General features: G+C 70.0%; 26 protein-coding genes. 18 read left to right on the top strand and 8 right to left on the bottom strand.

Translation table 11 applies throughout. The features are described from left to right. Positions 1-74 precede the first annotated feature (74 nt). The 4 genes from ACFYM6_RS30190 to ACFYM6_RS30175 all read left to right on the top strand — a co-directional run bounded on the left by ACFYM6_RS30190 (position 75) and on the right by ACFYM6_RS30175 (position 2,507). Positions 75-869 (top strand): amino acid ABC transporter permease, encoded by a 795-nt coding sequence (locus ACFYM6_RS30190; protein ID WP_387280860.1) that lies wholly within the window; start codon positions 75-77, stop codon positions 867-869. 4 nt (positions 870-873) lie between these two features. Further along, complete coding sequence (locus tag ACFYM6_RS30185; protein WP_387280859.1) at positions 874-1,704, top strand: amino acid ABC transporter ATP-binding protein; 831 nt, start codon at positions 874-876, stop codon at positions 1,702-1,704. Between the two features lie 108 nt (positions 1,705-1,812). Beyond that, complete coding sequence (locus tag ACFYM6_RS30180) at positions 1,813-2,181, top strand: oligopeptide/dipeptide ABC transporter ATP-binding protein (RefSeq protein WP_387280927.1); 369 nt, start codon at positions 1,813-1,815, stop codon at positions 2,179-2,181. Positions 2,182-2,267: 86 nt separating this feature from the next. Continuing rightward, a complete protein-coding gene (locus tag ACFYM6_RS30175) occupies positions 2,268-2,507 on the top strand; it encodes a hypothetical protein (RefSeq protein WP_387280858.1) in 240 nt (79 codons plus the stop codon). A 338-nt stretch (positions 2,508-2,845) separates the two neighbouring features. Here the strand turns inward: ACFYM6_RS30175 and ACFYM6_RS30170 are convergent, their stop codons facing one another. Further along, positions 2,846-2,977 (bottom strand): hypothetical protein, encoded by a 132-nt coding sequence (locus ACFYM6_RS30170; RefSeq protein WP_387280857.1) that lies wholly within the window; start codon positions 2,975-2,977, stop codon positions 2,846-2,848. Positions 2,978-3,378: 401 nt separating this feature from the next. Here ACFYM6_RS30170 and ACFYM6_RS30165 point away from each other — a divergent pair, with 401 nt between their 5' ends. Continuing rightward, a complete protein-coding gene (locus ACFYM6_RS30165; protein ID WP_387280856.1) occupies positions 3,379-4,782 on the top strand; it encodes an amidase in 1,404 nt (467 codons plus the stop codon). Between the two features lie 468 nt (positions 4,783-5,250). On the opposite strand, the gene ACFYM6_RS30160 is transcribed toward ACFYM6_RS30165, so the two are convergent. The 3 genes from ACFYM6_RS30160 to ACFYM6_RS30150 all read right to left on the bottom strand — a co-directional run bounded on the left by ACFYM6_RS30160 (position 5,251) and on the right by ACFYM6_RS30150 (position 8,419). Further along, complete coding sequence (locus ACFYM6_RS30160; protein ID WP_387280855.1) at positions 5,251-6,114, bottom strand: DUF4352 domain-containing protein; 864 nt, start codon at positions 6,112-6,114, stop codon at positions 5,251-5,253. Between the two features lie 491 nt (positions 6,115-6,605). Further along, complete coding sequence (locus ACFYM6_RS30155) at positions 6,606-7,811, bottom strand: low temperature requirement protein A (protein ID WP_387280854.1); 1,206 nt, start codon at positions 7,809-7,811, stop codon at positions 6,606-6,608. 197 nt (positions 7,812-8,008) lie between these two features. Then, positions 8,009-8,419, bottom strand: coding sequence for a divalent metal cation transporter (locus tag ACFYM6_RS30150; protein WP_387280853.1), 411 nt, complete (start codon positions 8,417-8,419; stop codon positions 8,009-8,011). Between the two features lie 254 nt (positions 8,420-8,673). Between ACFYM6_RS30150 and ACFYM6_RS30145 the strand changes: the two genes are divergently transcribed. Further along, positions 8,674-10,005, top strand: a complete 1,332-nt coding sequence (locus ACFYM6_RS30145; RefSeq protein ID WP_387280926.1) for a cation:proton antiporter — start codon at positions 8,674-8,676, stop codon at positions 10,003-10,005. On the opposite strand, the gene ACFYM6_RS30140 is transcribed toward ACFYM6_RS30145, so the two are convergent. Further along, the gene (locus ACFYM6_RS30140; RefSeq protein WP_387280852.1) at positions 9,987-11,285 is read right to left on the bottom strand and encodes an SLC13 family permease; all 1,299 of its coding nucleotides are present in this window, start codon (positions 11,283-11,285) and stop codon (positions 9,987-9,989) included. The genes ACFYM6_RS30145 and ACFYM6_RS30140 overlap by 19 nt on opposite strands. After that, positions 11,282-11,728, bottom strand: coding sequence for a CBS domain-containing protein (locus ACFYM6_RS30135; protein WP_387280851.1), 447 nt, complete (start codon positions 11,726-11,728; stop codon positions 11,282-11,284). The genes ACFYM6_RS30140 and ACFYM6_RS30135 overlap by 4 nt, the downstream gene beginning before the upstream one ends. A 164-nt stretch (positions 11,729-11,892) precedes the next feature. Here ACFYM6_RS30135 and ACFYM6_RS30130 point away from each other — a divergent pair, with 164 nt between their 5' ends. The 9 genes from ACFYM6_RS30130 (at position 11,893) to ACFYM6_RS30090 (ending at position 20,937) form a co-directional block, all read left to right on the top strand. Continuing rightward, positions 11,893-12,360: a glycoside hydrolase family 3 N-terminal domain-containing protein gene (locus ACFYM6_RS30130; protein ID WP_387280850.1), complete on the top strand. Its 468-nt coding sequence runs from the start codon at positions 11,893-11,895 to the stop codon at positions 12,358-12,360. A gap of 284 nt (positions 12,361-12,644) precedes the next feature. Continuing rightward, positions 12,645-12,989 (top strand): NADH-quinone oxidoreductase subunit A, encoded by a 345-nt coding sequence (locus ACFYM6_RS30125; protein WP_387280849.1) that lies wholly within the window; start codon positions 12,645-12,647, stop codon positions 12,987-12,989. Next, positions 12,980-14,359: a hypothetical protein gene (locus tag ACFYM6_RS30120; RefSeq protein WP_387280848.1), complete on the top strand. Its 1,380-nt coding sequence runs from the start codon at positions 12,980-12,982 to the stop codon at positions 14,357-14,359. The genes ACFYM6_RS30125 and ACFYM6_RS30120 overlap by 10 nt, the downstream gene beginning before the upstream one ends. After that, positions 14,352-15,290 carry a complex I subunit 1 family protein gene (locus tag ACFYM6_RS30115; protein ID WP_387280847.1) on the top strand — a complete coding sequence of 313 codons (939 nt, stop codon included), beginning with the start codon at positions 14,352-14,354 and terminating at the stop codon, positions 15,288-15,290. Before ACFYM6_RS30120 ends, ACFYM6_RS30115 begins: the two co-directional genes overlap by 8 nt. Before the next feature lie 3 nt (positions 15,291-15,293). Further along, positions 15,294-15,857: an NADH-quinone oxidoreductase subunit J gene (locus ACFYM6_RS30110; RefSeq protein WP_387280846.1), complete on the top strand. Its 564-nt coding sequence runs from the start codon at positions 15,294-15,296 to the stop codon at positions 15,855-15,857. Next, positions 15,854-16,156 (top strand): NADH-quinone oxidoreductase subunit NuoK, encoded by a 303-nt coding sequence (locus ACFYM6_RS30105; RefSeq protein WP_387280845.1) that lies wholly within the window; start codon positions 15,854-15,856, stop codon positions 16,154-16,156. Before ACFYM6_RS30110 ends, ACFYM6_RS30105 begins: the two co-directional genes overlap by 4 nt. Next, positions 16,153-18,009 (top strand): proton-conducting transporter membrane subunit, encoded by a 1,857-nt coding sequence (locus tag ACFYM6_RS30100; RefSeq protein ID WP_387280844.1) that lies wholly within the window; start codon positions 16,153-16,155, stop codon positions 18,007-18,009. The genes ACFYM6_RS30105 and ACFYM6_RS30100 overlap by 4 nt, the downstream gene beginning before the upstream one ends. A gap of 3 nt (positions 18,010-18,012) precedes the next feature. After that, the gene (locus tag ACFYM6_RS30095) at positions 18,013-19,503 is read left to right on the top strand and encodes a NuoM family protein (protein WP_387280843.1); all 1,491 of its coding nucleotides are present in this window, start codon (positions 18,013-18,015) and stop codon (positions 19,501-19,503) included. A 3-nt stretch (positions 19,504-19,506) separates the two neighbouring features. Next, positions 19,507-20,937, top strand: a complete 1,431-nt coding sequence (locus ACFYM6_RS30090) for an NADH-quinone oxidoreductase subunit N (protein WP_387280842.1) — start codon at positions 19,507-19,509, stop codon at positions 20,935-20,937. Here ACFYM6_RS30090 and ACFYM6_RS30085 read toward each other — a convergent pair. Beyond that, positions 20,879-21,421, bottom strand: coding sequence for a DedA family protein (locus ACFYM6_RS30085; protein ID WP_387280841.1), 543 nt, complete (start codon positions 21,419-21,421; stop codon positions 20,879-20,881). The two genes, ACFYM6_RS30090 and ACFYM6_RS30085, sit on opposite strands and share 59 nt — an antisense overlap. 49 nt (positions 21,422-21,470) lie before the next feature. Then, positions 21,471-21,890, bottom strand: coding sequence for a MarR family winged helix-turn-helix transcriptional regulator (locus ACFYM6_RS30080; RefSeq protein WP_387280840.1), 420 nt, complete (start codon positions 21,888-21,890; stop codon positions 21,471-21,473). An 85-nt stretch (positions 21,891-21,975) separates the two neighbouring features. Here ACFYM6_RS30080 and ACFYM6_RS30075 point away from each other — a divergent pair, with 85 nt between their 5' ends. From ACFYM6_RS30075 to ACFYM6_RS30065, 3 genes are all read left to right on the top strand, one after another. Continuing rightward, positions 21,976-22,851, top strand: a complete 876-nt coding sequence (locus ACFYM6_RS30075; RefSeq protein ID WP_387280839.1) for a hypothetical protein — start codon at positions 21,976-21,978, stop codon at positions 22,849-22,851. Between the two features lie 284 nt (positions 22,852-23,135). Continuing rightward, positions 23,136-24,353, top strand: a complete 1,218-nt coding sequence (locus ACFYM6_RS30070) for a DUF4236 domain-containing protein (RefSeq protein ID WP_387280838.1) — start codon at positions 23,136-23,138, stop codon at positions 24,351-24,353. 362 nt (positions 24,354-24,715) lie between these two features. After that, positions 24,716-25,150, top strand: coding sequence for a hypothetical protein (locus ACFYM6_RS30065; protein ID WP_387280837.1), 435 nt, complete (start codon positions 24,716-24,718; stop codon positions 25,148-25,150). Positions 25,151-25,434 lie beyond the last annotated feature (284 nt).

Below are 25,434 nucleotides of genomic sequence, written 5' to 3'. Positions count from 1 at the left end.
CTTGGCAGGAGAACGCGCCCGTGGGGTGCGCCCTCCGCGTCGGCCACCTCCGCACAGTCAGGGAGCGTCCAACCGTGAAGCTGCGACGCCGCCAGCGAGAGCGGCTGTCCCTCTGGCTCCAGTACCTGGCCTTCGTCGCCGTCATCGCCGTGGTGATCTTCGCCGCGGACTGGGGCAGGCTGAGGGAAGCTTTCTTCCGCGTCGACATCATCGAGGCGATGTTCCCGACGGTCATCACCGTCGCGCTGCGCAACACGATCCTCTACACGCTGGGTGCGTTCGCCTTCGGCCTGGTGTTCGGCACCGTCCTCGCGCTGATGCGGTTGTCCCGGGTGGCGCCGTACCGCTGGGTGGCGGCGGCGTACATCGAGCTGTTCCGGGGTCTGCCCGCGCTGCTGGTGCTCTTCCTTGTTGGGTATGGCATCCCCATCGCCTTCCCGGAGCGCGAGATTCCGGGCGGCGTGTTCGGGTCGATCGCGATCGGTCTCGGGTTGACCGCCGCGGCATACATGGCCGAGACCATTCGGGCCGGCATCCAGGCCGTGCCGAAGGGGCAGATGGAGGCGGCCCGCACTCTTGGCATGTCGCACTTCACCGCGATGCGCACCATCGTCATCCCGCAGGCGTTCCGGATCGTGATCCCGCCGCTGACAAACGAGCTCATCCTGCTCACCAAGGACTCGTCGCTCGCCTACGTGCTCGGCGTGACGGCGCAGACCATCGAGGTCACCAAGTTCGGTCGCGACACGCTGAACGATCGGGTGAACGCCACCCCGCTGCTGGTGGCCGGCTTCACCTACCTGATCATCACCCTGCCCCTGTCCCAGGTGGTACGACGCCTCGAACTCCGCTACGCCAAGGCCCGGTGACCGTATGACGACAACGCAACCCGGGCCCGCCGTCGAGATCCGCGACCTGCACAAGTCCTTCGGCTCGCTCGAAGTGCTCAAGGGCATCGACTTCGAGGTCGGCCACGGCGAAGTGGTGTGCGTCATCGGGCCGTCCGGGTCCGGCAAGTCGACGCTGCTGCGGTGCGTCAACCTCCTGGAGGAGCCGACCGGCGGCAAGATCTGGGTGAACGGGATCGAGATGACCGACCCGGATGTCGAGATCGACTCGATGCGCCGCGGCATCGGCATGGTCTTCCAGTCGTTCAACCTCTTCCCGCACCTGACGGTGCTGGACAACCTCACGATCGCCCAGCGTCGGGTGCTCGGGCGCGGCCGTGCCGAGGCCGAGCGGATCGCGCGGGACAACCTGGCGCGGGTCGGCCTGAGCGACAAGGCCGGCGCGTTCCCGGCACAGCTCTCCGGCGGGCAGCAGCAGCGGGCCGCGATCGCCCGATCGCTGTCGATGGACCCCGCGCTGATGCTCTTCGACGAGCCGACCTCCGCGCTCGATCCCGAACTGGTCGGCGACGTCCTCACCGTCATGCGCAAGCTGGCCGAGGACGGCATGACCATGATGGTGGTGACCCACGAGATGGCGTTCGCCCGGGACGTCGCCGACCGGGTCGTGTTCATGGACGGCGGCGTGGTGGTGGAGCAGGGGCCGCCGCAGGAGGTGCTCGGCGCGCCGCGGCACGAGCGGACCCGCTCCTTCCTCTCCCGGGTCCTCGACCCGACCCACGTCGCGCAGTTCGGTCAACCCGACCAGTCCGCCGCGTCGCCCAGCCTCCCGGCCGACGATCGCCACAACCCGTGAACGGTTCAGAAACAGTCCGTCGGTGAGGACCACCTCGGCCGCGAGCCGCAGACCCTGTTCGACGGACGGCTCGCCGCAGTCGCTCACGGCAGGAGGGGGAACGTGGCCATGGTGCGGCACATCAGTGACCGGGTCGCGGTGATGTACCTCGGCCGCGTCGTCGAGATCGGCGACTGGAAGTCGGTGCTGGACAGCCCCCGGCACCCCTACACCGCCCTGTGCGCCGCGGTGCCCGCGCCCGACCCGGAGCTGTCCCAGCGGATCGAGGCCACCGTCTCCGGTGAGGTGCCCAACCCGGCCGCACCGCCGTCCGGCTGCCCCTTCCATCCGCGCTGCCCCCTCGCCCAGGACGACCGCCGGCGGCTCGACCCGACATTGCTGCCGCTACCGCTGGGTTCCGGCCACCAGGTGGCCTGCCATGTGGTGGCCGAGCAGGTCAGCGACCGGTCGACGCAGCTCACCCCGTCCGGCTCGTGACCAGGCCGGTGCGGGTGCGCCAGGCGCTGCCGGCCGACGCGGACCCCGTCGCCGCCGTCTTCCTGGCCTGCTGGTACCGCTCGTAGGTGGACCTGCTGCCGGAATCGGTGCAGGCCCGCTACGACGCGGCGGGCGCGGTGGCGCTGTGGCGGCGGGTCCTCGCGGCCGTGCCCAACCACGTGCTCGTCGCCGACGTGAGCGGAGACGGAGTCCGCGGTGTGGTGCGGCAGGGTGAGCCGGATCGGCGGGTCCTCAGAGGCCCCGGCAGCCCCGGCACCGGGCGCCAGCAGCGACTCGCGGGGAATTTCGACAAGATTCGCTGGTGATAACCTTGCGGCATGGCGCCGCACGCCATGCAGGGTGTCCGCCTGCGACCGCAGGAAGTCTGCCCAGGTGCTGGCCGAACGGTCTGGCGCCGGGTCGATTCGGGCCTCGCGCAGGATCTCCCAGACCGTGAAACCTGAAGGTCACCAGAATTCGCGCACGCCTGCCATCAACCTCACCATGTAGGCGATTTCGTCGCTGAACGGGACAAAGACTCCGAGCGACGTGGTCGTGCCCACTGAGCCATTCCGCGCAAGGTGCTAACTACTGATTGTCACGTAGTGCCGTCGTGGTCGAGATGGGGTAGGACAAGGGCGGCAGCGACAATCTTCCCGATCCGTCATGGCTCGAGGCTGACATTGCGTAGCGCCTTGAAGGTCACCTTCAGCAGGGCGTTGCCCCGTTCACCGATCGCGCGGACGCCGTTGTGTGCCTTGTTGAGCTGCTGCTGTGCGCTGGTCAGGCTGACCAAAAGGTAACCGGGTGTTCAGCCGAGCCGCGAGGGTCTTGGTGATCATGGACGACCGCTACCGCTGCGCTGTCGTTGCTCGACCAGGATCACCGGTGCGCCGAGGAGTGTTACGCGGTCCTCGGCAGGTGGAGCGGGTCAGCGAAACTACGCTTTTGCCATTATGAGGTGCTTATGGTGGACAGACGGGAATGGACTTGGACCGCGACGGCGGCGGGTACGGTTTCGGGCATTGCGCGAGGCGGGGTTGAACATGCCGGGGTCGCCCGGCAGCCCATGAAGGAGCGCCCTGTCGACCGAGGCGCCCGAGCAGTGTGTCGCCGATAAGCGATCGTCGGAGGTTCCCGATGACGAAAGAAGGTAGGGCCGTCAGCGACGCCGAGGGGCTGTGTTGGAAGCCGGCGGTGGAGCTGTCAGCCATGGTACGGGCCAAAGATCTTTCACCCAGCGAGATCGCCGAGGCGTTCATCGACCGCATCGACAAGGTCAACCCCGACCTCAACGCGTTCGTGCACCACGATCCGGAGCAGATCAGGTCGGACGCGAAGCAGTTGACCGACGCGGCCGCCCGGGGTGAGTACCTCGGCCCTCTGCACGGCGTCCCGTACGCGATCAAGCTGCTGACGTCGATGAAGGGATTGCCGTACAACTCGGGCATGCCGCCCTTCCGCGACCGGGTGGGAGAGGTCGACGCCACCGTGGTCACGCGGATGCGGCAGGCGGGCGGGCTGTTCCTCGGTAAGACCAACGCGTCGGAGGGCGGCTATTACGGTGGGACAGACAACCACCTGTACGGTCCCACCCACAACGCGTGGAGACAGGGCCTGTCGCCGGGCGGGTCCAGCGGCGGCTCCGCGGCGGCGGTGGCGTCGGGGCTGACCCCGATCGCCGAGGGTGCTGACGGGGCCGGGTCGGTGCGGATCCCGTCAGCCTTCAACGGCGTCGTCGGATTCAAACCGTCCCTCGGCCGGGCACCGCAGACGTTGCTGCCCTCGAGATACGCCACCTGGTGCTTCCACGGGTCGATCGCGCGGACCGTCGCCGATGCCGCTCTCATGCTGGACGTCATCGCCGGCGAGGACACCAGCGACCCGCTCTCCCTGCCCGACCGTCCGGGCCGGTTCGTCGATGTCCTCGATCAGCCGATCGAGGGGCTGCGGGTCGGGTGGTCACCCGACCTGGGCTACGCCGATGTCGATCCGGAGATCGTCGCCGTCTGCGAGCGCGCGGTGCGGGCGTTCGCCGATCTCGGCGCCACCGTCGAGGAAGCCGACCCGGGCTGGGCGAACCCGGAGCAGGCCATGTGGGAGGGCGTCTGGGTGCCCGGATTTGCCTGCGAGGTGGACATGGCCGACTGGGAGGCGCTCCATGGCCAGGTCGACGACGGCTTCATCGAACTCATGCGGCAGGCTCGGGAGCTGCCGGTCGCGCAGTTCGGTCGCGCCGACGCCGCGCGCGGTCTCATGTGGGACCAGTTTGCCGCGTTCATGCGGCGCTTCGACGTCCTAGTCAGCCCGACGCTGGCGAGGCCGCCGTTCCCGGTGGGGCAGTTCTGTCCGGACGACCTGCTGGGGGAGTCCCTACGGCACCGGGTGCTCGGCTGGTTGCTGACCTACCCGTACAACATGCTCGCCACCCCCGCCATCACGGTGCCCGCCGGGTTCACCGAATCGGGCCTCCCGGTGGGGCTGCAGATCGGCGGCGGCCTGCACGCCGACGCACTCGTCCTGAATGTGGCCGCGCAGTTCGAGCGGGCGCGGCCGTGGCACGACAAGCGCCCGGCCCGCAACGAGACCGCCCGCAGTTGAGTCACGAAGGCGGACGCCAACCGAGGGCGTGCCAAGTTAACGGCTGATCTTGGTTGCTGAGGTAGTCAGTCGTTCGCGTTTGAGGCAAGCCGCGGCCAGGTCGCCCCGCCCGACGTCCACCGCCGATCGGATCGCCGCCGACCTGCGGTGAAGACGTCGAGGTGGCCACCGAACAACGGCTAAGGTGTCGCCGCACCGCCGCGCCTCGAGAAGATCACCCCCGACAACGTCCTGGCCGCCTGCACGATCACCGTCCGCCCGGCCAAAGGGGCTGGTCGCCCCGGTGGCCCGGTCCCCAGCCGAGGCATACGCTCAGCTCGAGGTCGCCTGGCAACGGCTGATCGTGGACGACGACCGGCCGGTGGGCCGGGCGGACGGGGCTGGAGGGGGTGAGTCTGGCCCGGCAGCGACAGCCCGGAGCTGGGCTGTCGCTGTTCTCGCCATTAAGGATTTCGCGGATGGGGCCGGTCACAGGGTGACGACGGCGTCCTCGGCGAAGGTAAGCAGGCCGGCGTCGAAGGTGATGGTCTTCAGCTTCGTGCCCTTGGGCACGTCGAAGTAGACGTTCGCCTTCACCGAGTTGCCTGGGTTGATCTCGTCGAGGAAGCCCTTGGCGTCGTCGTTGCCGTAGATGGCGGCTTCCCCGTCGACGTCGTACTCCCGGCCGGAGGCGTCCTGTGCGGTGATGGTGCCGTCGGCGTGGAACAGGTGGGCGCTCTTGGTGACGTTCTTGGCGGTCACGCTGACCCGGCAGAAGGTGCCCTGCGCCTTGTGGTTGAAGTAGCTGGGGCCGACCGTGGAGATCCCGCACTTCATGCTGTTGACGGTGAACTCGAAGTCGCCGCCGCGGACCTTGTCGCCGATGCCGAAGGTCTTCGGCTTTGCCGGCGTCGGGGCGGCGGTGGTCTTCGCCGGCGCGGGCGCCGCGGAGTTCGTCGTCGGGGCCGGGGCCGCCGTGCTCGGGGCCGAGGTGCTGGGGTTGACGGCGGGGATCTCCTTGCTGGCGGAGACACCGTCGGTCTTCTTGTCGTCGCTGGCCAGGCCGATCACCATCGAGCCGCCGCAGCACAGGAGCACGAACACGCCGACGCCGATGAGGGTCGGAAGCAGCCAGGAGGGGCGCTTCTTGGCGGCGGGAGGCGGCGGGAACTGCCCGGGAGGCGGCGGTGGGTACTGGCCGGGCAGCGGCGGTGGGTACTGGCCGGGCAGTGGCGGGTACTGGCCGGGAGGCGGCGGTGGGTACTGGCCGGCGGGGACCTGCGGGAACTGGGTGGTCGGCGGCATCGGCTGCTGGCCGGGCTGGTTCTGGGCAGGGTCGTAGGGGGTGGTCATGGGTGTGGAGGTCTCCCAGCTCTGGTGTCGCGCTGCCCCGTACTGAGCGCAATACGATCGACGCTTTCACAGCGTTCTCACAGACGCCCTCCACCGGCAGTGCTGACATGGACGCCGGTTGCCTGGGGCAACATCCGATCGGCTGACCCACCTTCCGACGATGAGTCACCCGCCAGTCCCGCTCCGGCCGCGGCGTCCCAGAATGAGTCGGCCTCTTCGCCGAGCAGCAGCGGCACGTCGTACACCGACAGGTCCAGCCGCGGTGCTGGCGGAGTGCCGTATTCGGATGCAGCGGTATCCGGTCCAGCAGCCGTCGAGGCCGTGGGCTTGGTTGGCGGCGCGGGTGGGGTGCGTTTGGGGCAGGTTCCGCAGGCCCATGCCGGGGTCGCGGCAGCATGCCGACCCGCGATCCACTCGTGCATCCTGGCGCAGTACGCCCGGCGTCGCGCCGGCACGCCTACTGCGGGGGGTCGGCAGGCCTGGATACGTAGTCATTTTGCCGCGGCGGTTGGCTGCCAACTGATCCGTTCATAGCAGACCAGGGCGATCAAGATGATGGCGACTAGAGCGAGGGCAGCGAGGGCGGGAAGGTGTCGGGCGACGGGCAGCAGCGCGAGGATGGTGCCGGCCGCGAGGATCGGGGCGGGTGGGGTCTGTCGGACGGTGAGTCGAAGGAACAGGGCCCGACCAATGAGGTACAGGGCCGGGCCGCCGAACAGAGCTGCGGTCGAAGTCCAGTCCAGCGGGGTCCCAGCGGGCTGCTGGAGTGGGTGGTGGGCCATGTGGGCGAGGACCACCTCGATGCCGAGGGCCAGGTAGATGATCCCGGCGATGAGCACGAAGTGAGTCAAGCTGTAGGCGATGCTGCCGGTCCGAGTCCGATCCAGAACGGGGATCCGCGCCAGGGCTTGTCCGGCAGGTGCGGCGGCGTTTTCGAAGTACAGCCACCACAGGGACAGCGCCGTGGTCAGGGCGAGCAGCGCAGCGATCAGGACCGGCCAATGAGTGACCGCCGATCCGGCGCCGACGCCCACCGAGATCAGCGACTCGCCCAGAGCAATGATTACTATCAGGCCGTGCCGCTCGGCGAAATGGCTGGGGCTGGGCAACGGAGCGCGTCCGGCAGACACCGCGATGAATAGGCCGCCGATGCAGTCGATGAGGAACGCTGCGGCCCACAACAGCGTCTGCGTGGCGCCGCCGAACACCGCGCCGAACAGCAGCGCAGTCAAGCCCACCGAGACCGGGATGACCCGGAAGCGCAGCGAAGCGCGTAGCCGCGCGTTACCGGCCGATATGTGCCAGACGAGGGCCAGATATACCGCCCGGACGACGATGTAGACGAGGGCCAGAGTCATGGGCGCGGCCAGTGACTGGGTGCCGTGCCGCCACGCCTCGGGGAGGACTAGGGCGGCCACGAACATCGCGGCCATCACAGCGGAGTTTCCGGCGCGGACCAGGCCCACGTCGGCGCGGACCTGGTTAGCCAACCAAGCGTAGTTAGTGAACGGCCACCACAGCAGCAGCAGGAGCACAAGGCTATGCGCCAGCCCGAGTGGCGTCGGCGCCTGTGCCGTGAAGGTCGCCACCCGGATGAAGGCGAACACGAACACCAGGTCGAAGAACACCTCGAACGGCGTGGTCCGATGGGTTTCCTCGGTCGGCACCGGCGGCCGGGCCCGGAAGATGTGCCTCATAGGCCTATCTTGTTCGCCCAACATCCGGCAGATCCGGATTCAACACTTAACCCGGCAGCCGCCGCTGGCCACCACGGATGACTTCGGCGCAGCTCGCAGATATCCCACTTCGACCTCTCGGCTGGTCTGGGCGCGATGAGCATGCGCGCGTGCGACATCTGCCAACCCGTTCAGGCCCTCATCCCGGTACCAGCGCACTAGCCGAGGAACGTGACGTACAGCAGGTACACGTTCAACACGATGATCACTGCGGCGATGCCACCCGCCGCCGCCGTGGTCGCCCGGCTGTTGACGAACGAGCCCATGACGTCCGCGCGGCGGGTGAGCAACAGCAACGGGACCAGAACGAAGGGAATGCCGAACGACAGGACCACCTGCGAGACGACCAGGCTGTCCGTGGCCGGCAGGCCCAACCCCAGCACCAGCAGTGCCGGGAGCATTGTCAGCCCGCGCCGGACGAACAGCGGGATGTGCCGGTGCGCCCCGCTGCCCCGACTGGGTGGCCACCCGGCAACGACAGTAGCCCGGTGCCCACCGCGACGGCCGTGCCGAATCCGGTGGAGATCACCTGGGCCGGATGCCGAAACCGGGTGCTGCGCCGCTGCCACACCGGCCGCCGAGACATCAGGGCCACCACGAACCCGCCTGCCCCAGTCCTGCTGCCGGCGTCGCCTGCCACGCCTGTCGTGCCCGCATCACGCCTGGATACTGCCACGACCCGACCGGCGCCGATCACCAGCCATGGCCGCGGTGGCGACCGACAGCGGGCGCGAGCGAGGGGCCGATATGATCGGCGGGATCCGTGGAGCGCCGGGAAGTCTGGTCGGCACCGTAACCCGTCGTGCTCGCTGGAGGGTCACCCGTGCTGCTGCTGCTGTCCTTCGCTGTCGTCCTGCTCGCTGCGGTGCTGCTGTCGGCGCTAGCGCACCGCACGATCCTGTCCACCGCGGCGTTGTTCCTGGTGGCCGGGTTCGTCCTCGGAGAGGGCACGACCGGGGTGCTGCACCTGCACGCCGACTCGCCGATCGTGGCGCAGTTGGCCGAGCTGGCGCTGTTCGCGGTGCTGTTCACCGACGGCATGCGGGTGGGTTGGGCGGACCTGCGGTCGGCGTGGCGGCTGCCGGGCCGGGCGTTGGGTTGGGGGCTGCCGCTGACGCTGCTGGTCACCGCCGTCCTGGCGCACTACGTGGCCGGGCTGGGCTGGGCGGAGGCGCTGCTGATCGGTGCGATCCTGGCCCCGACCGACCCGGTGTTCGCGGCTGCGTTGGTCGGAAACGACAAGGTGCCGGCCCGGTTGCGGCACCTGCTCAACGTCGAGTCCGGCGTCAACGACGGCCTGGCGCTGCCGTTCGTGGTGGTGCTCCTCGCCGTCGCGGCCGGCTCGCACGACCTGCACCTGGGGGAGTTGGCCATTGAACTGGCCGTCGGGTTGGCAATCGGGGTCCTCGTGGCGCTAGCCGCGATAGCGCTGGAGCGGACCCGGTTCTTTGCCGCGTCGGCGGCGTACGCGCCGCTGAACGGGGTGGCCATTGGCCTGCTGGTGCTGGCGTTGGGCAAGTCTATGCACGGCAACCTGTTCCTGGCCGCGTTCGCCGCCGGTATCACCGTCGCGACCTTCGGTCCACGGGAGCGGGCCGCGTTCGAGCACTTCGGGGAGAACGTCGCTGAGCTGCTGAAGCTCGCCGCGCTGCTGGTGTTCGGGGCGCTGATCTCGGTGGAGTTCCTCGGCGACATCTCCTGGACCGGTTGGGTCTTCGCCGTCCTGGCCATCGTGGTCGCCCGGCCGATCGCGTTGTGGATCTCGTTCCTGCGCTCCGGGCTGAGCCTGCGTGAGCAGGGCGCGGCGATGTGGTTTGGGCCGAAGGGCTTCGCCTCGGTGGTCTACGGGCTGCTGGTGCTCGAGTCCGGCATCGGCGCCGCCGACGAGGTCTTCCACCTGGTCGCGTTGACCATCGTCATCTCGATCCTGGCGCACTCCTCGACCGATGTGGTGGTCGCCCGGGCGTTCGACGACACCCGCGACATCCCGAACTGGCACGGCGCGCTGCGCCGGATCCAACGGGCAGGCCGCACGGCGCCGGTGCCGGGGCAGCGCGCGGCGGCCAACACGGCCGAGACGGCCACCGAGCGGGCCGGCCGGGACGGCGGCACCGGAAACGGCGAGGCGGCGGGGGATCAGGCGAAGGCGAAGTAGCGCAGCCACAGGTAGGGCACGGCCAGCCCGACGGTGACCAGGGTGACCACGATGCCGTACCGGGTGAACTGCCAGAAGGTGATCCGCTGCCCGGCGCGTTCGGCCAGGCCGAGCACGACGACGTTGGCGGAGGCGCCGACGGCGGTCGCGTTGCCGCCCAGGTCCGCGCCGAGCGCGAGGGCCCACCACAACACCCGGGACTGCTCGGCGCCGCCCTGCGCGTGGACCAGGTCGGCGACGACCGGGCTCATGGTCGCCACGTACGGGATGTTGTCAACCACCGCGGACAGCGCTGCGGACCCCCATAGCAGCACCATCGACGCCGGTAGCAGCCGGCCCTCGGTGGCGCTGATCGCAGCGTGGGAGATCTGCTCCACCACGCCGGTGTTCACCAGGGCGCCGACCATGATGAACAGGCCGGCGAAGAACACCAGGGTCGGCCACTCCACGTCCCGGCTGATCTGCCCGGCGTCGAGGCGGGACAACGCGAGCAGCAGTAGGCCGCCGAGCAGGGCCACCACCGCGGGTTCCAGGTGCAGCGTGGTGTGCAGGACGAATGCGGCGGTCACCGCGGCCAGGACGGCGAGCCCGAGCGCCAGCAGGCGTCGGTCGCGGATCGCGTCGCCCTCGTGCAGGGCGGCGATCTGCGTGGCTCGCTGCGGGTCGTAGCGGAACGCCGAGCGGAACAGCCACCGGCACAGGCCGAGGAAGACCACCAGCAGCAGCACGACGAACGGCGCGAGGTGAAGGAGGAACTCGTTGTAGGTCAGCCCGCCCCGGCTGCCGATGATGATGTTGGGCGGATCACCGACCAGGGTCGAGGTGCCCCCGATGTTCGAGGCCATCGCCTCCGCGATGAGGAACGGTGGCGACGGCACGTCGAGCCGCTCGCAGACCAGGAAGGTCACCGGGGCGATGAGCAGGACGGTGGTGACGTTGTCCAGCGCCGCCGAGGCGAGCGCGGTGATCACGACGAGGATCACCATGACCCGGTACGGCCGGCCTCGGGCGCGCTTGGCCGCCCAGACGGCGACGTACTCGAACCCGCCGGTGCGTTTGAGGACGGCGACGATCAGCATCATCCCGACCAGCAGGAAGATCACGTTCCAGTCGATGCCGGCCTGTTCGTCGAAGAACGCGTGCGCGGTGTCGGTGGCGCCGATCAGGAACATCACCGCCGCCCCGCCGAGCGCCGCGGCGACCCGGTGGATCTTCTCGGTGGCGATCAGGACGTACGCGACGGTGAAGACGGCCACCGCCGCCCAGGCCACGCCGGTCATGCGGCCAGCATCCGGTCGAGCAGGGCGTCGAGGGTGATCCCGCCGATCATCGGCTCCCGGGTCGCGGCCACGGCCACGAGGGGGCTGCGCTTCTGCGCCATCACCGCGGCGATCTCGAGCACGGTCGCCTGCGGTTCTACCACCGGCGGTTCGGGGTGCTCCTTCGGCAGGAGGTCGGCCACCGAGCGTCCCTCGGCGCCGCGCAGGAACACGTCCGCCGACGACTCGTCGATCATCCGCGCCAGGGTAGGGTCCTCTCGGCAGTAGCCGGGAATGACCAGGCGCAACACCTGGGTGCCGGGCAGCACGGTGACCGGGCAACCGCGGTCGTCAACCACGATCAGGCCCGGCAGGTTGTGACCGGCAAGCAGGCGGGCCGCCTCGAGTACCGACGTGGCTGTGGTGATGGTCGGGAAGGGCACGGCCAGTTCTCGGGCGCGCAAGATGCCTCCTAGGTCAGGACACGACGGGTCACACGCCGACCAGACTTCCCGGCACACCGACGTCACCCTAGTCTCCGACGCCCCCGAACTCACCGGTACACCCGACTGCGGTCACCGATCCCGCAGTCTCCCGCAGCCACCTTCGTCCGCAGCAGCGGTCGGCAGTGAACCAACCGCACCGCTTCGAGTGCCGACGACACGACGGCTCAGCCCGTCTATGGCGGGAAGTCGAACTGGAACCCTTTCAGCGGCTGATCCAGGCCGGCCTCGCCGACTCGATCATGGCCGCCCACATCCTCAACAGGAACCTCGACCCGACCTATCCGGCGTCCCTGTCGACCGCGACCGTGATGAACCTGCTACGCGGCCGGCTCGGTTTGCAAGGACCGGTGGTCAGCGACGCCATGCAGGCGGCCGCGGTCACCCGCCGATACCCCGCCGCAGACGCGGTCGCCCTGGCCTTGCAGGCCGGCCTCGACCTGCTCGTCTTCGCCAACCAGCAGGTGTACGACCCACAGGTCGCCGACCAGACGCTCGACACGATCGTCGGTCTCGTGCGTACCGGCCGCCTCACCGAGGACCGCATCGACCAGTCCGTCGCACGTGTGGACACCCTCCGCCCGAAACGCTGACCCGACGTGCTCACGCCGGCCTCAGCCGCATGGACGCGCGGCACAACATGCATCCGCTACCACCTTCTGGTAGTAGAAGTGGGTGAGGGATGACCGGTGCGTATCGGTGGATCGCTGACCCCGTTGGGCTTGCTGTAGAGCGACGCGATCCACGGGCGAGAGCCCTTCACGTGACGGACGCCGTAGCGTGCGGCGCCACGAATGACCGTGCGAGCCAGGGGCGACGACGGCACCGCTCTCGGGCAGCCGAGCAGACCCGAAACGACAGCGCGGACGGGAGCGGAATGTACGCAGGGGCAGCGAGCATGGCCGTGGTGGCCGCGCTCATCGTCGCCGGCCTGTACCTGGCCCACCGCGCTGCGGCGATCGCTTCCTCTCCGCTGGAGACCCTGCCGTTCCAGTCCGGGTGGCGGCCCGAGGAGCACGCGCTGTCCCGCTACCACGTGCGGTGGTACCTCGCCACGCTGCTCTTCCTCGCCTTCGACGTGGAGATGCTGCTCATGTACCCGTGGTCGGTGGTCGTCGGCCAGCTCGGGGCCTCCGCGATCGTGGAGATGTTCGTCTTCCTCGGCGGGGTGTTCGTAGCGGTGCTCTGGGCCTGGCGGGAGGGCGCCCTGCGATGGGTTTGACCGATGTGTTGGGCCCGACCGCCGTCCGGCACGCTCATGTGCTGGTCGCGGAGGTACCGGGGCACTGGGTGACCCGGGCCGCGGTCGAGTGCCAGGTCCTTGCCCGGGGATGGCGGCTGGCCCGGTCCCCGGGCGACGCCGACATCCTGGCCGTCTGCGGCCCGCCCCACCCGCACCTGACGCAGCCGGTGGAGCAACTGTGGGAGCAGATGCCCGGCCCACGGGCCCGCATCGAGATCCACTCCCCGCAGGCGGTTCCTGCCGCCCTCGGCACGGCCAAGGCAGACCTGCTCGACACGGCACGGCAGCGGGCCGACAGCCGTAACCGGTCAGGCGACCACGCCGGGGCGGGCCATGCTAATCGGGGCGACGACCCGCACGAACGGCACGCTCCGCTCGACCGGGGCGGCCCGCACGTAGAGCGCGGCCGTCCGGATTCCAGCTCCGGTGAGACGCAGGAAGGCATGCACCGCCGGAGGCCGCTGCACAACGCGCACGGCGACGTCGACCACCGCGCGCCGCCGCACGGCAGCGGTGAGCACGCCGCAGACAGCGCCACGGAGCGCAGCGATCACGCCCACGCGGGGCATGGCGACCACGGCCAAGGGCCGCCTGCCGGACGTGCGGACCACGATGGTACGGAGCACGGCGGCATGGGGCACGGGCATGCGGGCATGGACATGGCCCCCGGCGGCATCCCGCTCGCCGCCGACGGCGAGGACCGCGACGGCCTGGAGATGGATCTGCTGCACCTTCGGCTCGGCCCCGTCCTGGCGTACTGGCCGGCCGGCCTCGTCCTGCGGTGCAACCTCCAAGGCGACGTGATCGTCGACGCGCAGGCCGCCCTCCTCGCCGTCGACAACCCTGCTGACCTCGCAGCGGCAGCGCCGCCTGCCATGGGCGACCGTCGCCGGTTTGCCGCCCGACGGTGCGACAACGTCGCCAGCCTCCTGGCGCTCGCCGGCTGGGACGATGCCGCCTCCCGCGCCCGCCGTATCCGTGACGCCCTGCTGTTCACCGACGACCTTGACCAGCCGGCGGGAGAGCTCCACAGGCTCCGCCAGAAGATAGGCCGGTCGTGGTTGCTGCGGTGGTCGCTACGCCGGATCGGGCCGCTGGAGGCGCACGAACTCGCACGCCGCGGGCTGCCGGCCACCATGGCCGGCGACGTCCGCGAACGGCTGCTCGCCATGCTCGGCCGTGCCGACGAGAGCATCACCGGTCAGCAGCCCACCGGCCAGCCGCGCGACACACCCATCGCAGCGATCCCTGATCTGGTACGAGGGTGGGACCTCGCCACGGCCCGGCTCATCATCGCCAGCCTCGACCTCGACCCGCTCGCCGCCGACCGGGAGGTGAGTCATGCCTGACCCGGCGGTCACCGTGGTCCCAGCCGGGTGGGCGTTGGCGGCCGCCGGGCTGCTCGGACTGCTGGCGGTCGCCGCCGTCGCTCTCGACGGATTCCTGACCGCCCGGGCAGCCGGCTCCACGTCATCCGGGTTGACCCAGCCGTTCGGGGAGGTGGCCCGGCTGATGCGGCAACGGCGGCGGACCACGGTCGCGGCGGACAGCCTGCTGTGGCGGATAGGCGGGGCAGGGCTGCTGCTGATGGCGCTGATGATCATCACAGTGGTTCCGCTCGGACGGTGGGTCCTCTTCGACCTCGACGTCGGGGTGGTCTGGTTCAACGCCATGGACGTCCTGGCATGGGCGTTCGTGTGGCTGACCGGTTGGGGCGCCAACTCGGCGCACTCCCTGGTCGGCGGATACCGGTTCCTCGCCCACGGGCTGGCCTACGAGCTGCCGTTGATGTTCGCGCTGGTAGCGCCCGCGGTCGGCGCGTCGAGCCTGAACCTCGGGGCAATCGCCGCCGCCCAGCAGGGACTCTGGTTCGTGGTCTGGATGCCGGTGGCCTTCGTTGTCTACTGCATGGGGGTTCTGGCGATCGCTGTCTGGGGGCCGTTCTCCCCGGCCCTCGGCGCCGACGTGGCCGGCGGCGTGACCGCCGAGTTGTCCGGCGTCGACCGGCTGCTGTTCCAGGGCGGCCGGTATTCGCTGCTCGCCGCCGGGGCGGCGTTCGCGGTGCCGGCGTTCCTCGGCGGTGGCGCGGGCCCGCTGCTTCCCGCCTGGGCGTGGATGCTGATCAAGACACTCGCCCTGCTGGCCGTGTTCGTGTGGCTGCGCCGCCGCCTGCCCGCGGCGCGGCCGGACGTGTTCATGGAGGTTGGTTGGGTGGTGCTGCTTCCCGCGGTGTTGCTACAGGACCTGATCGTCGCGGTCATCGCCACGGGGAGGAGCTGACCTGTGTTCACGCACATCGTGTTCTGGGCCCTGGCGATCATCGCCGTGCTCGCCGGCGCCGCCGTGTTCATCGTCGACTCGATGGCCCGGGCCAGCTACGCCCTCGCCGTTTCGTTCATCGCCGTCGGCCTGCAGGTGCTACTCATGCAGCAGAACTACGTCGGCGTGGTGACGATCCTGATGATGGTCATGGAGATGGCGGTCATGGCCGTCTACATGGTCATGTTCATGGGCATGAACCCGGCGCTGATGCCGATGAGCATGGTCCACGACAACCGTCACGCCCTGGCGGTGTCGATCGGTGTGTTCGTGCTCCTCGCCGCCGGGGTGCTGCTGGTGCCGTGGCCGACTCGGCGTGGCGCCCCCGCGCCTGACGTGACGGCGGCGTTGGGGGAGGAGCTGATGGGCCCGAAGATGCTGGTCATGACCGGCGTCGGCGCGGTCATGGCGGTCACCATCGTCGCCGGCGTCGTCCTGGCCGCCCACCGGACCCGCTACGACCGCTTCGGCGACGACCTGCGCCGGCGACCGGCCGACGACCCGCAGCCGGGAGGTGTCGGCCGATGACCTTGCAGACCGTGCTGCTCGCGGCGGCGGCGCTGTTCAGCGTCGGCCTCTACGGTGCGCTGTCCCAGCAGGTGGTGGTCATGGTGATGATGGGGCTGGAGCTGATGCTCAACGGCCTCATCCTGGCCGCCGCCGCTTTCTGGTGGTTCCTCGCCCCGGCCCCGTCCGGGCAGGTGTTGCTGCTGATCATCATCGTCGCGATGACCGTCGAGATGGCCATGGGCTTCGCCGTGGCCACCCACCTGCATCGCGTACGGCGCACCGACATGACCGACATGGCCGCGGACCTGTCTCGATGAGCCAGCTCGCGCAGGCCGCCCTGTGGTCACTGGTGGCGCTCCCTGCGGCAGCGGGCGCCCTGCTGGCCACGACCCGGCGGGCGGAGCGGCTGGCCGCGCCGGTCTCGCTCACGGTCGCCGCAGTCCTGGTGGTCCTGGCGGCGGTGGTCGCGGTGGCCCGGCCCGCCGTGGCGGTGCCGTTCATGGCTGGCGTCGACTTCGCGCTGACCGTGGACGGGCTCGCCGCGCTGCTCGCGCCCATGCTCGCCGTGGTGACTCTGCTGGTGTTGGCCGCCGCAGCAGGAGAGATCCGCCGCTCGCAGGCTCGCTTTCACGGGCTGATGCTGCTGTTCGCCGCCTCCGCCGCGCTCACCGTCACCGCGGCGACGCTGCCCACGTTGCTGTTCGCGTGGGAGATCATGGGCGCCGCGTCGTACGCGCTGATCGGGTTCTGGTGGCGCGACGCCGATCGCGTATCGGCCGGCCTGACAGCGTTCCTCACCACCCGCTCGGCCGACCTGGGCCTGTACATCGCCGCCGCAGCGGCGCTGGCCGGCGGCGCAGGTCTGGCCCTGGCCGACCTGCCCCACAGCAGCCCGGGATGGCGGCACGTGATCGCCGCCGGGGTCCTCGTCGCCGCGCTCGGCAAGGCCGCGCAGCTGCCGTTCTCGTTCTGGCTGTCCCGGGCGATGGCCGGCCCGAGCCCGGTCAGCGCCCTTCTGCACTCCGCGGCGATGGTGGCCATGGGCGGCTACCTGCTGCTGCGGGTGCAGCCGCTGCTCGCCGCCACCGGCTGGGCAGCTCCAGTAACCATGTGGGCGGGTGCGCTGACGGCTTTGCTGCTCGGCACGGTGGCGGTCGCCCAGCGGGACATCAAGCAGCTCCTCGCGGCCTCCACCGCCGCGCAACTCGGGTTCGTGGTGATGGCCGCCGGCGCCGGTACGGTGGCCGGCGGCGCCGCCCAGCTGATCGCGCACGCCGCCACCAAGGCGCTGCTGTTTCTGGCGGCAGGGGCGTGGCTGACCGCGTTGGGCACCACCCAGCTTGCCGGCCTGCATGGGGTGGTCGGGCGGTGGCGGCTGGTCGGCTGGTCCGCCACCGCCGGGGCGCTGGCCCTGGCCGGTATCCCGCCGCTGTCGCTGTGGGCGACCAAGGACGCAGTCCTGGCCCGGGTCCTGGAACAGTCGCTGTGGCTGTACGCGGCCGGTTTGGCAGCGTCCGCTCTGTCGGCCGCTTACGCGGGCAAGCTGCTCGTCGTCATCTGGCGGCCGCTACCCGCAGGCCGGCGCGGAGATGTCGACGCCCACCACGACCAGCAGAAACCAGGGCAGGTGAACTTCCTGCAGCAGGCGCCGCTGGTGGTCCTCGCGATCGGCGCAGCCTACGCCGGTCTGCTGGCCCTCCCGCCGGTCAGCGCCGTGGTTGCCCGGGCCGTCGGGCAGCCCGGCCAGTTCCACGTCTCGCCGGTCGAGCTCGCGGTGTCGGCGGCGGTCGCCTTGGCCGTCGTCCTGCTGGTCGCGCGCCGTCCGCCGCCCGAGCCGGGGCCGGCGCTGCGGTGGCTCGGGCTGGAAGCCGCCGCGCAAGCGCTGGTCGTCCGCCCGACCCTGCGCTGCGCGCGAGCGCTAGCCCGCTTCGACGACCAGGTCCTCGACCGCGGCGTCGAGTTCGCCGCGGCCAGGTCGCTGCGCCTGGCCCAGCACGCCGCCCGCGCCGACGAGCGGTGGCTCGACGCCACCGTCGAACGGGTCGCCGCCGCAACACGGCGGCTGGGACAGCTCGCCCGCCGGCCGCAGACCGGCCAACTGCACCAGTACTACCTCCAGGTCGTCGTCGTGTTCGTCGTCGCCGTCGTCGTCCTCGTCGTCTGGGGATAACCCTTGCTCAGCCTGATCGTCTTCCTGCCGCTGGCCGCCGCGGTCGCGCTGGCTGCCCTGCCACGTCTCGGCGACACCCTGGCGCGCTGGACCTGGGTCGCCGTGGCGGCTGTCGATCTCGGACTGATCGCCGTGCTGTGGCTGCGCTACGACACGCCGCCGCCCGGGCAACTGGCCTTCGCCGAGCGGGCGCCCTGGATTCCCGGCGTGAACAGCAGCTACCACGTCGGCGTGGACGGGTTCTCGCTGCCCCTGGTGGCGATGACCGCAGTGATCTACCTGGCCTGCGCCGTGTACGCGCTGCGCGAGCGGCACCGACCCCGTGGCCACGCGGCGCTGTTCCTGTTCCTGCAGAGCGTCAGCCTCGGCCTGTTCGTCGCCGCCGACCTGATCCTGTTCTTCGTCTTCTTCGACCTGTCCATCGTCGGCATGTACTTCGTCATCGCCGGCTGGGGCCACGGCAACCGCGCACACTCGGCGTTGAAGTTCTTCCTCTACACCTTCCTCGGCTCCCTGGCGCTGCTGGTCGGATTCATCGGCCTGTACCTGGCCGCCGACCCGCACACCTTCGACATGCCACAACTCACCGCCTCGCCACCGCTGCAAGGCCGGCCGCTCGCCGGTGGACTGGTCCTCGCGGCGATCCTGCTCGGCCTGGCCGTGAAGACACCAACCGTGCCGTTCCACACCTGGCTGCCGCCCGCGCACACCGACGCACCCGCCGTCGGGTCGGCGGTCCTCGCGGGAGTGCTGCTGAAGATGGGCACCTACGGCTTCGTCCGCATCGCCATGCCGATGCTGCCGCAGGCCTGGCGGGCGTGGGCCTGGGCGGTGATCGTCGTCGGAGTCGTGTCGGTGATCTACGGGGCGCTCGTGGCGCTGGCCCAGTCCAACGTCAAACGCATGATCGCCTACACCTCGGTCAACCACATGGGCTACATCGTCCTCGCCGTCGGCGTCGCCGGCCTGGTCACCGACAACACCGCACAGGCCCGCACCGTGGCGGTCGCCGGCGCGGTCACCCAGATGGTCAGCCACGGCCTCATCACCGGCGCCCTGTTCCTGCTCGCCGGCGTCCTCCGAAACCGCGCCGGCACCTACGACATGCACGACTTCGGCGGGCTCGCCGCGCCCGCGCCGGCCTTCGCGGCGCTGTTCGCCGTGGGCGCGTTCGCCTCCCTCGGCCTGCCCGCCTTCTCCGGTTTCATCGCCGAGTTCCAGATCTTCACCGGCAGCATCGCCGCCGCACCCGTCACCGCCATCGCGGTGCTCGGCATCCTTATCACGGCGGCGCTGTTCCTGCGCGCGCTGCAACGAGTCTTCACCGGCGACACCACCGGCGCGTCGATCGGGTTCACCGACCTGCGCCCCAGCGAACTGTGGTCGGCCGGGCCACTGCTGCTGCTCTCCCTGCTGATCGGGGTTCTGCCGCGCCCGCTGCTCGACGTCATCGAACCGGCCGCACACGCCGTCGTCGGCCTGCTCAGGCGGTGACGCGTGGAGACGGCGATGATGCGTCCACTGCTGCTGCTTCCCGAGATACTGCTCTCCGGCGGGGCGCTCACCGCCCTGATCGGCGGCTCCTTCGTCCCCCGCCACCAGCAGTGGCTCGTCCGGATCTTCACCGCCGTGGTACTCGTCGCCACGATCGTCACGGCCGCTGTCCAACTGCACGCACCAGCGACAAACGCGTTCGACGACTCGTTCGCCGTCGACACGGCCACCGGGATCGTCCGAATCCTCGCGGCGTCGGGCACCCTACTCATCCTGGCGGTCGCCGCCGACGAGATCTCCGGCAGCGCGCGGGAGAGCGAGACCTACGCCCTGCTGCTGTTCTCCACCGCCGGCACCGTGCTGCTGGCCGGCGCGAACGACCTGCTCGCCCTCGTCGTCGGGTTCCTGCTCGCCAGCATCCCGATCTACGCGCTGATCGGCCTCGCGCACACCGCCGCGGGCGCCGAGGCCGCCATGAAGACGTACCTCATGGGGGCACTGTTCGGCATCCTGCTGCTGCTCGGCGTCACCGTCCTGTCCGGGCTCACCGGCACCACCCGCTACGCCGAACTCGCCGACCGGCTCACCGGCGTGCCGCAGGCGGCGGTGACCGTCGCGGCGGTCGCCGTGATCACCGGACTGATGTTCAAAGCCGGCGGGGTGCCCGCCCACTTCTGGGTACCCGACGCGGCCCAGGCAGCCACCGCCACGGCGGCGACCTTCCTCACCACGGTTCCGAAGATCGGCGCGCTGGTCGCGATCTACCGGCTCGCCGTCGTGCTTCCCCCGTCGTCGTCATGGCCGGTGCTGGTGGCGGCGCTCGCGACGGTGAGCATGACGCTGGGCAACCTCGCGGCCTTCTGGCAGTCCGACCCCCGGCGGCTGCTCGGCTGGTCGACCGTCAGCCAGGTCGGCTTCCTGCTCGTGCCGATCGCGGCGGCCGGCCGCAGCGACCTCGCCCTACCCTCGCTGCTCGTGTACCTCACGGGCTACACGGCGACCAACATCGCGGCGTTCGCCGCCAGCGCCGCCCTGCCCAAGCGTCGGGACCTCGCCGACTGGCGGGGCCTGGCCGCCGACCGGCCGTGGCTCGCCGCGGCCCTGCTGGTGGCGCTGCTCGGCCTCGTCGGCACCCCGCCGACCGCCGTGTTCGTCGGCAAACTCACCACCGCGACCGCCGCATGGGACGGCAGGTACGCCTGGCTGGCCGTCGTCGTGTTCGTCAACACCGTGATCAGCTTGTTCTACTACCTGCGCTGGATCGCCCCGACCTACCGCAGCCGCCGGTCGACGCCCAAGGGCCGGGAACACGCACCATCGAACGACGAGCCCCCGCAGCCTTCATCGACGCGCCTCGCCGTCGCGGCCGCCGCCCTCAGCCTCGTGCTGGGCGTCGCCGCCGGTCTCCTGTGGGATCTGGTGGCACGGCGGTAGGCGCCCACCACCCTGCGGCGGCAACGCCAGGATCAGTCAGCGAGGCCAGCCGAGACGATGCGGGTTGCGCCACGGCATGCCGGTGGCGCCGGCGACCAACCCGGTTGAACTGCCGCACCCCCCCGACGAAGCGGGCCACCGCGACGAGTTTGGGCCCGTGCCAGCCCATCACCGCCTCCAGCCGTGCGAACCGCTGCGGGGTGAGGCGGACGTAGCGGCCGTACCGCAGGATGATTCGCCGGCCGCCGGTGCGGCCGACCAGGTAGCCGATGCTGTCCCCGGTCACTGCGGCCAGGAACGCCGATATCGCGACCCCGATGATGGCCAGTTGGCCGTGCGCCGCGTACCCAGCGCCGAGGATGACCGCCGTCTCACCCGGGGCGGGAACGCCGAAGCTTTCCACCCCGACGAGCACGGCGAGGCCGGGGTAGCCGTAGTGCGCCACCAGGCCGGTGAGGAAACCGCCAGGTTCCCGGACGCTCACTTAGATCCATACACCCGACCCACGTGTTCAGATTCTCGAACCCAAGGATCTAGGCCGTGTCGGGTGCGAGCGCCTTTGCTAGCAGCTCGGACAGTCGGCGCTGCTCGTGTGCGGTCAGCCGGCCGAGCCGGTCGGACGGGAAGTCGAAGGCCCGCCGGAGGGTGTCGCGTACCCCTTGCCCCGCCGGGGTGATGGACACTCGCTTGATTCGCCGGTCGGCCGGGTCGGGTACGCGGGCCACGAAGCCGCTGGTCTCCAGCCGGGAGACGAGCTGGGTGACGTTCGAGGCGTCGCACAGCAGCGCGGCGGCGAGTTCCCCCATGGCGCAGCTGCCCTCCGCCAGCTGGTCGAGCAGGCAGGCCTGGGCGGCGCTCAGCCCGACCGTCCGCGCCGCGCGGTCGTACGCCGCGTCGTAGGCGTACACGAAGTCCCACACCTGCTGGTTGAGGGTGTTCGCCACCTCGGTCATGGTTCCAGATTAGTTGACTCAATCAAACATCGGTGGTTGGGTGGGTCGAGAAGCTTTAGTGACTCAAACAAAGGAGTGATGTAGGGTGCAGCGTCCGAACTCGGCCGAGTCCGGCATGGCCCGCATACTGGTGACCGGGGTCCGCGGCAAGACGGGCGTACCGCTGACGGAGCTACTCGCGGCAAGGAACAGCATCGAGGTGCTCGGCGGCAGCAGCAACCCCGCCACGGTCGGCATCGACGGCGTCCGCCCGACCGCCTTCTCGTGGGACGACCCCTCCGGCTGGCCGGCGGCGACCGACGGCGTCGACGCCGTGTACGTCGTCCGGCCGGACCGTGCCGATGCGCCGGAGCTCATCGGCGCGCTGCTGACCGAGACGTCCCCCCGGACCCGGGTCGTCTTGCTGTCCGAACGGGAGGCGGACTACGAGGGGCCCGACGGGTGGGCGCCGCGCGCCGAGCGCGCGGTTCGCGACAGTGGACGCCCCTGGACGATCCTCCGGCCGAGTTGGTTCATGCAGGTCTTCACCGACCCGCGCTTCTACCGCGACCAGATCGCAAGCACCGGAGAGCTGGCGTTCCCCACCGGTGGCGCGACGGTGGCGTGGATCGACGCCCGGGACATCGCGGCCGTCGCCGAGCGGGCGCTGCTCGACGAGGGACACGTCGGCCAGGTGTACGAACTCTCCGGCCCGGAGTCCCTCTCGCTGCCACGCACCGCGCAACTGCTCTCCGCCGCGGCAGGACGCCCCGTGGTCCACCGCGAGGTGACCATCGACCAGGCCGTGGCCGGGACCGAGGACTTCTATCGAGACCTCTCCGTGCTGACGTTCGAGCGCGTGCGCGCCGGCAGCTTCGCGAAGGTGACCGACACCGTCGAGCGCGTTACCGGACGGCCGGCGCGGACGCTGCAAGCCTTCATCGCCGACACCGAACCGGATTTGCGACGCGCGAGCCGATGACACCTGGGCGGCCCGCCCCCAGCCGGGATGCCTCATCCGCTCGCCGGCACGTGCCGCAAGCCCATTCGTACGCAGAGAGGAGCCAGCACGGCATGCATGCTCCTGGCGCTCGCGCCTGACGCTCCGGCCGCAGCAAGCTGATCGTGGTGCCACACGCTGAACGCCCTGCGCCTTGGCCGGCGCCTGGTGACCGAGGCATCCGCCACCGGACCGGGCCGGCGAGCGTTCGTCGACATCCGACCCGTCACGACCGCAGCCGACGCATCTGTATATGCCCGTCGGGCGTGAGCAGCGGTCAGTTGTCGGAGCTGCCATCCGATTACAGGGTGACCGGGCAGCGGGGCGTCGTGTTCTACGGTCAGGGCGTGGGATTCTCCATCAAACTTGCGCCCGGAGTGCGGATCCGTGCCTCGTCGCGTGGCATCCGTACCAGCATCGGCCCGCGGGCAGCCCGAGTCCACCTCGGCGCCGGCCGCACCGGCTTCTCCACAGGGGTGGGGCCGGTCGGGTTCTACACCTCACTCGGCGGCGGCCGTCGAGGCAGCTCCGCGGGCCGGGCTACCTCGGCGGCGAGCTACCAACGGCAGGTCGCGGCGCAGCAGCGCCAAGCGATGCAGACGCAGCGGGCCGAGGAAGCAAGACGGTTGGCGCAGACGTTCCTGCGGATTCTCGAGCTGCACCGGGTTGATTTCCCTGCCGCGTCGCGGCCGATCGCGCCAGACCCCGCACCACCCGATCGGGCCGCCATTTACAAGCACTACGAACGGCAGGCCCAGGCCGGGATCGGCTTCTTCGAGCGCGCCAAGCGCGCGCAGGCCAAGCAGCAAGCCGCGCAGTGGACCGAGGCTGAGGTCCAGCGACAGTGGAGCTCGCTACGGGAACAGCAGGCAGGCTGGCAGCGGTACCTCGACGAACGCTGGCAGCAACTCTGCACCAACGTGCCCGAAGTCGTCCTGCAAACACTTGAGGAAGCTTTCGAAGACAACGAGGCACCCAGCGCCGCTGTTGACGCCACCGGCGAAGAGGTATCGCTCGTGGTGCTCGTCCCCATCGTCGAGCACGTCGTACCCGAACGCATGCCCACCACCACCCAGGCCGGCAACCTGTCGCTGCGTAAGCTCCCGCAACGCGAACGGGCCGACTACTACAAGCAGTTCGTCTGCGGCCAGGTCCTCGTCACCCTGCGGGAAGCCTTCGCCGTCGCCCCCGGCATCACCACCGCACGAGTGGCCGTACTCCGCCACGACGGACCCGACAGCTACGGCCGACCCCGCGTATCCTGCCTGCTTGCGACAAGGATCGCTCGATCCGCGCTAAACGGAGTCCGGTGGGACGCCGCCGATGCCGCTGCCATCGTCAACGACACCAGCTCCGAACTGCTGCTCAACCCACGAACCCGCACCGGCGAACTCCTGCCCCTGGACCTCGGCACCGAGCCGGCACTCACCGAACTCATCAACGCCGTCGACCTCGCCGAACTCACCGCCGCCGCCCCGCAATGACAGCACGGACTCAACCCCGCCACCCTCACTCGAAATCCGCAGCTTCGAACGAGGATCTGTTCCAGTAACCCGAGCTCCCCGGGGGAGCCGCGCTCGGGTGGCTCGACCGGCTCGAACGAGCCGAGCTCATCCGCCCCACGCCCGATCCGCCGACCGGGCCCGGGGTGCTCGTTCGTCTCACTCCGCGAGGCAGCAAGGCCGCCAGCGGATGCCTGGCGGCTGGCGCGGAGAGCCGGGCAGCCCGCCGGGCCGCCGCAGAACGACAGGCCGTTGACCGGTGGTGTGTGGGCCGGCAGCCGGCCGGGCCACGAGCCCGCGCGGCGTGAGGAGCGGACGTCGGCCGCATCGGCGCAGGCGTCCTGGTGGCTGGTTTGGGCATCTTTGCGATGGCGGACGGTGGATCCAAGTTCTGGGATGACCTCCACCGCTTGGAGCGGACAGGGAATCGTAGTGGCGGAGGAACGAGCAAGGGTGATCTGGGGCCGGGCTGGAAGCCGCAGGATCCGGGTGACCCGAAGTGCTCCAACGGTTGCGAGGATGTAGCGAAGGACATCCAAAAGAGGCTGGGCGGCGGACAAATCTATCGACTCTCCAACGCCGAAAACCCCCCAGGGAAAGATAATTTCTTCGGGCTGGGCGGCTACATGAAAAAGGAGCAATGGGGTTACTACCAGCAGGGTTGGTATACCCACGACGTCGTCGTTTACGATGGCAGAGTTTATGACGGGTTCACGGATAGGACGGGTGTCTCCATGGAAGAGTCCAATCCCGCTGGGAATATGGTGACGACATCTTGACGTGGACGCCGATCTCGTGACGGGGCGGAAACTTTCCAGAATCTACGGGAGCAACCCCTCATGTTCGGCCTGGATGGCTCGTACCGCATGTATGTAGCCTTTCTCAGAGGCTACGAAATGGGTTCTGGCGACGATCTGCTCACCAGGCTGAAGGAGAAGTTGGTCGGCGACCTCGGAACTGGGCAGAATCTAGTACGGCAGCCGCCAATTGCTAGCTGACCAGGGCGTAGTCGCGATTCAGTCGGGTGCGTTGGTGGAACCAGCGGGCGCGGGCTTGGTGACGG

The organism is Micromonospora sp. NPDC006431, from assembly GCF_042870725.1.
GTDB lineage: Bacteria > Actinomycetota > Actinomycetes > Mycobacteriales > Micromonosporaceae > Micromonospora.
This window is presented reverse-complemented; position numbering and strand designations above follow the sequence as displayed.

Coding starts and splice junctions, on each gene's coding strand:
- ACFYM6_RS30105 (WP_387280845.1), top strand. CDS start 15,854: ATGACCTTGCAGACCGTGCTGCTCGCGGCGGCGGCGCTGTTCAGCGTC.
- ACFYM6_RS30180 (WP_387280927.1), top strand. CDS start 1,813: ATGGTGCGGCACATCAGTGACCGGGTCGCGGTGATGTACCTCGGCCGC.
- ACFYM6_RS30185 (WP_387280859.1), top strand. CDS start 874: ATGACGACAACGCAACCCGGGCCCGCCGTCGAGATCCGCGACCTGCAC.
- ACFYM6_RS30080 (WP_387280840.1), bottom strand. CDS start 21,890: ATGACCGAGGTGGCGAACACCCTCAACCAGCAGGTGTGGGACTTCGTG.
- ACFYM6_RS30155 (WP_387280854.1), bottom strand. CDS start 7,811: ATGAGGCACATCTTCCGGGCCCGGCCGCCGGTGCCGACCGAGGAAACC.
- ACFYM6_RS30140 (WP_387280852.1), bottom strand. CDS start 11,285: ATGACCGGCGTGGCCTGGGCGGCGGTGGCCGTCTTCACCGTCGCGTAC.
- ACFYM6_RS30160 (WP_387280855.1), bottom strand. CDS start 6,114: ATGACCACCCCCTACGACCCTGCCCAGAACCAGCCCGGCCAGCAGCCG.
- ACFYM6_RS30100 (WP_387280844.1), top strand. CDS start 16,153: ATGAGCCAGCTCGCGCAGGCCGCCCTGTGGTCACTGGTGGCGCTCCCT.
- ACFYM6_RS30120 (WP_387280848.1), top strand. CDS start 12,980: ATGGGTTTGACCGATGTGTTGGGCCCGACCGCCGTCCGGCACGCTCAT.
- ACFYM6_RS30115 (WP_387280847.1), top strand. CDS start 14,352: ATGCCTGACCCGGCGGTCACCGTGGTCCCAGCCGGGTGGGCGTTGGCG.
- ACFYM6_RS30125 (WP_387280849.1), top strand. CDS start 12,645: ATGTACGCAGGGGCAGCGAGCATGGCCGTGGTGGCCGCGCTCATCGTC.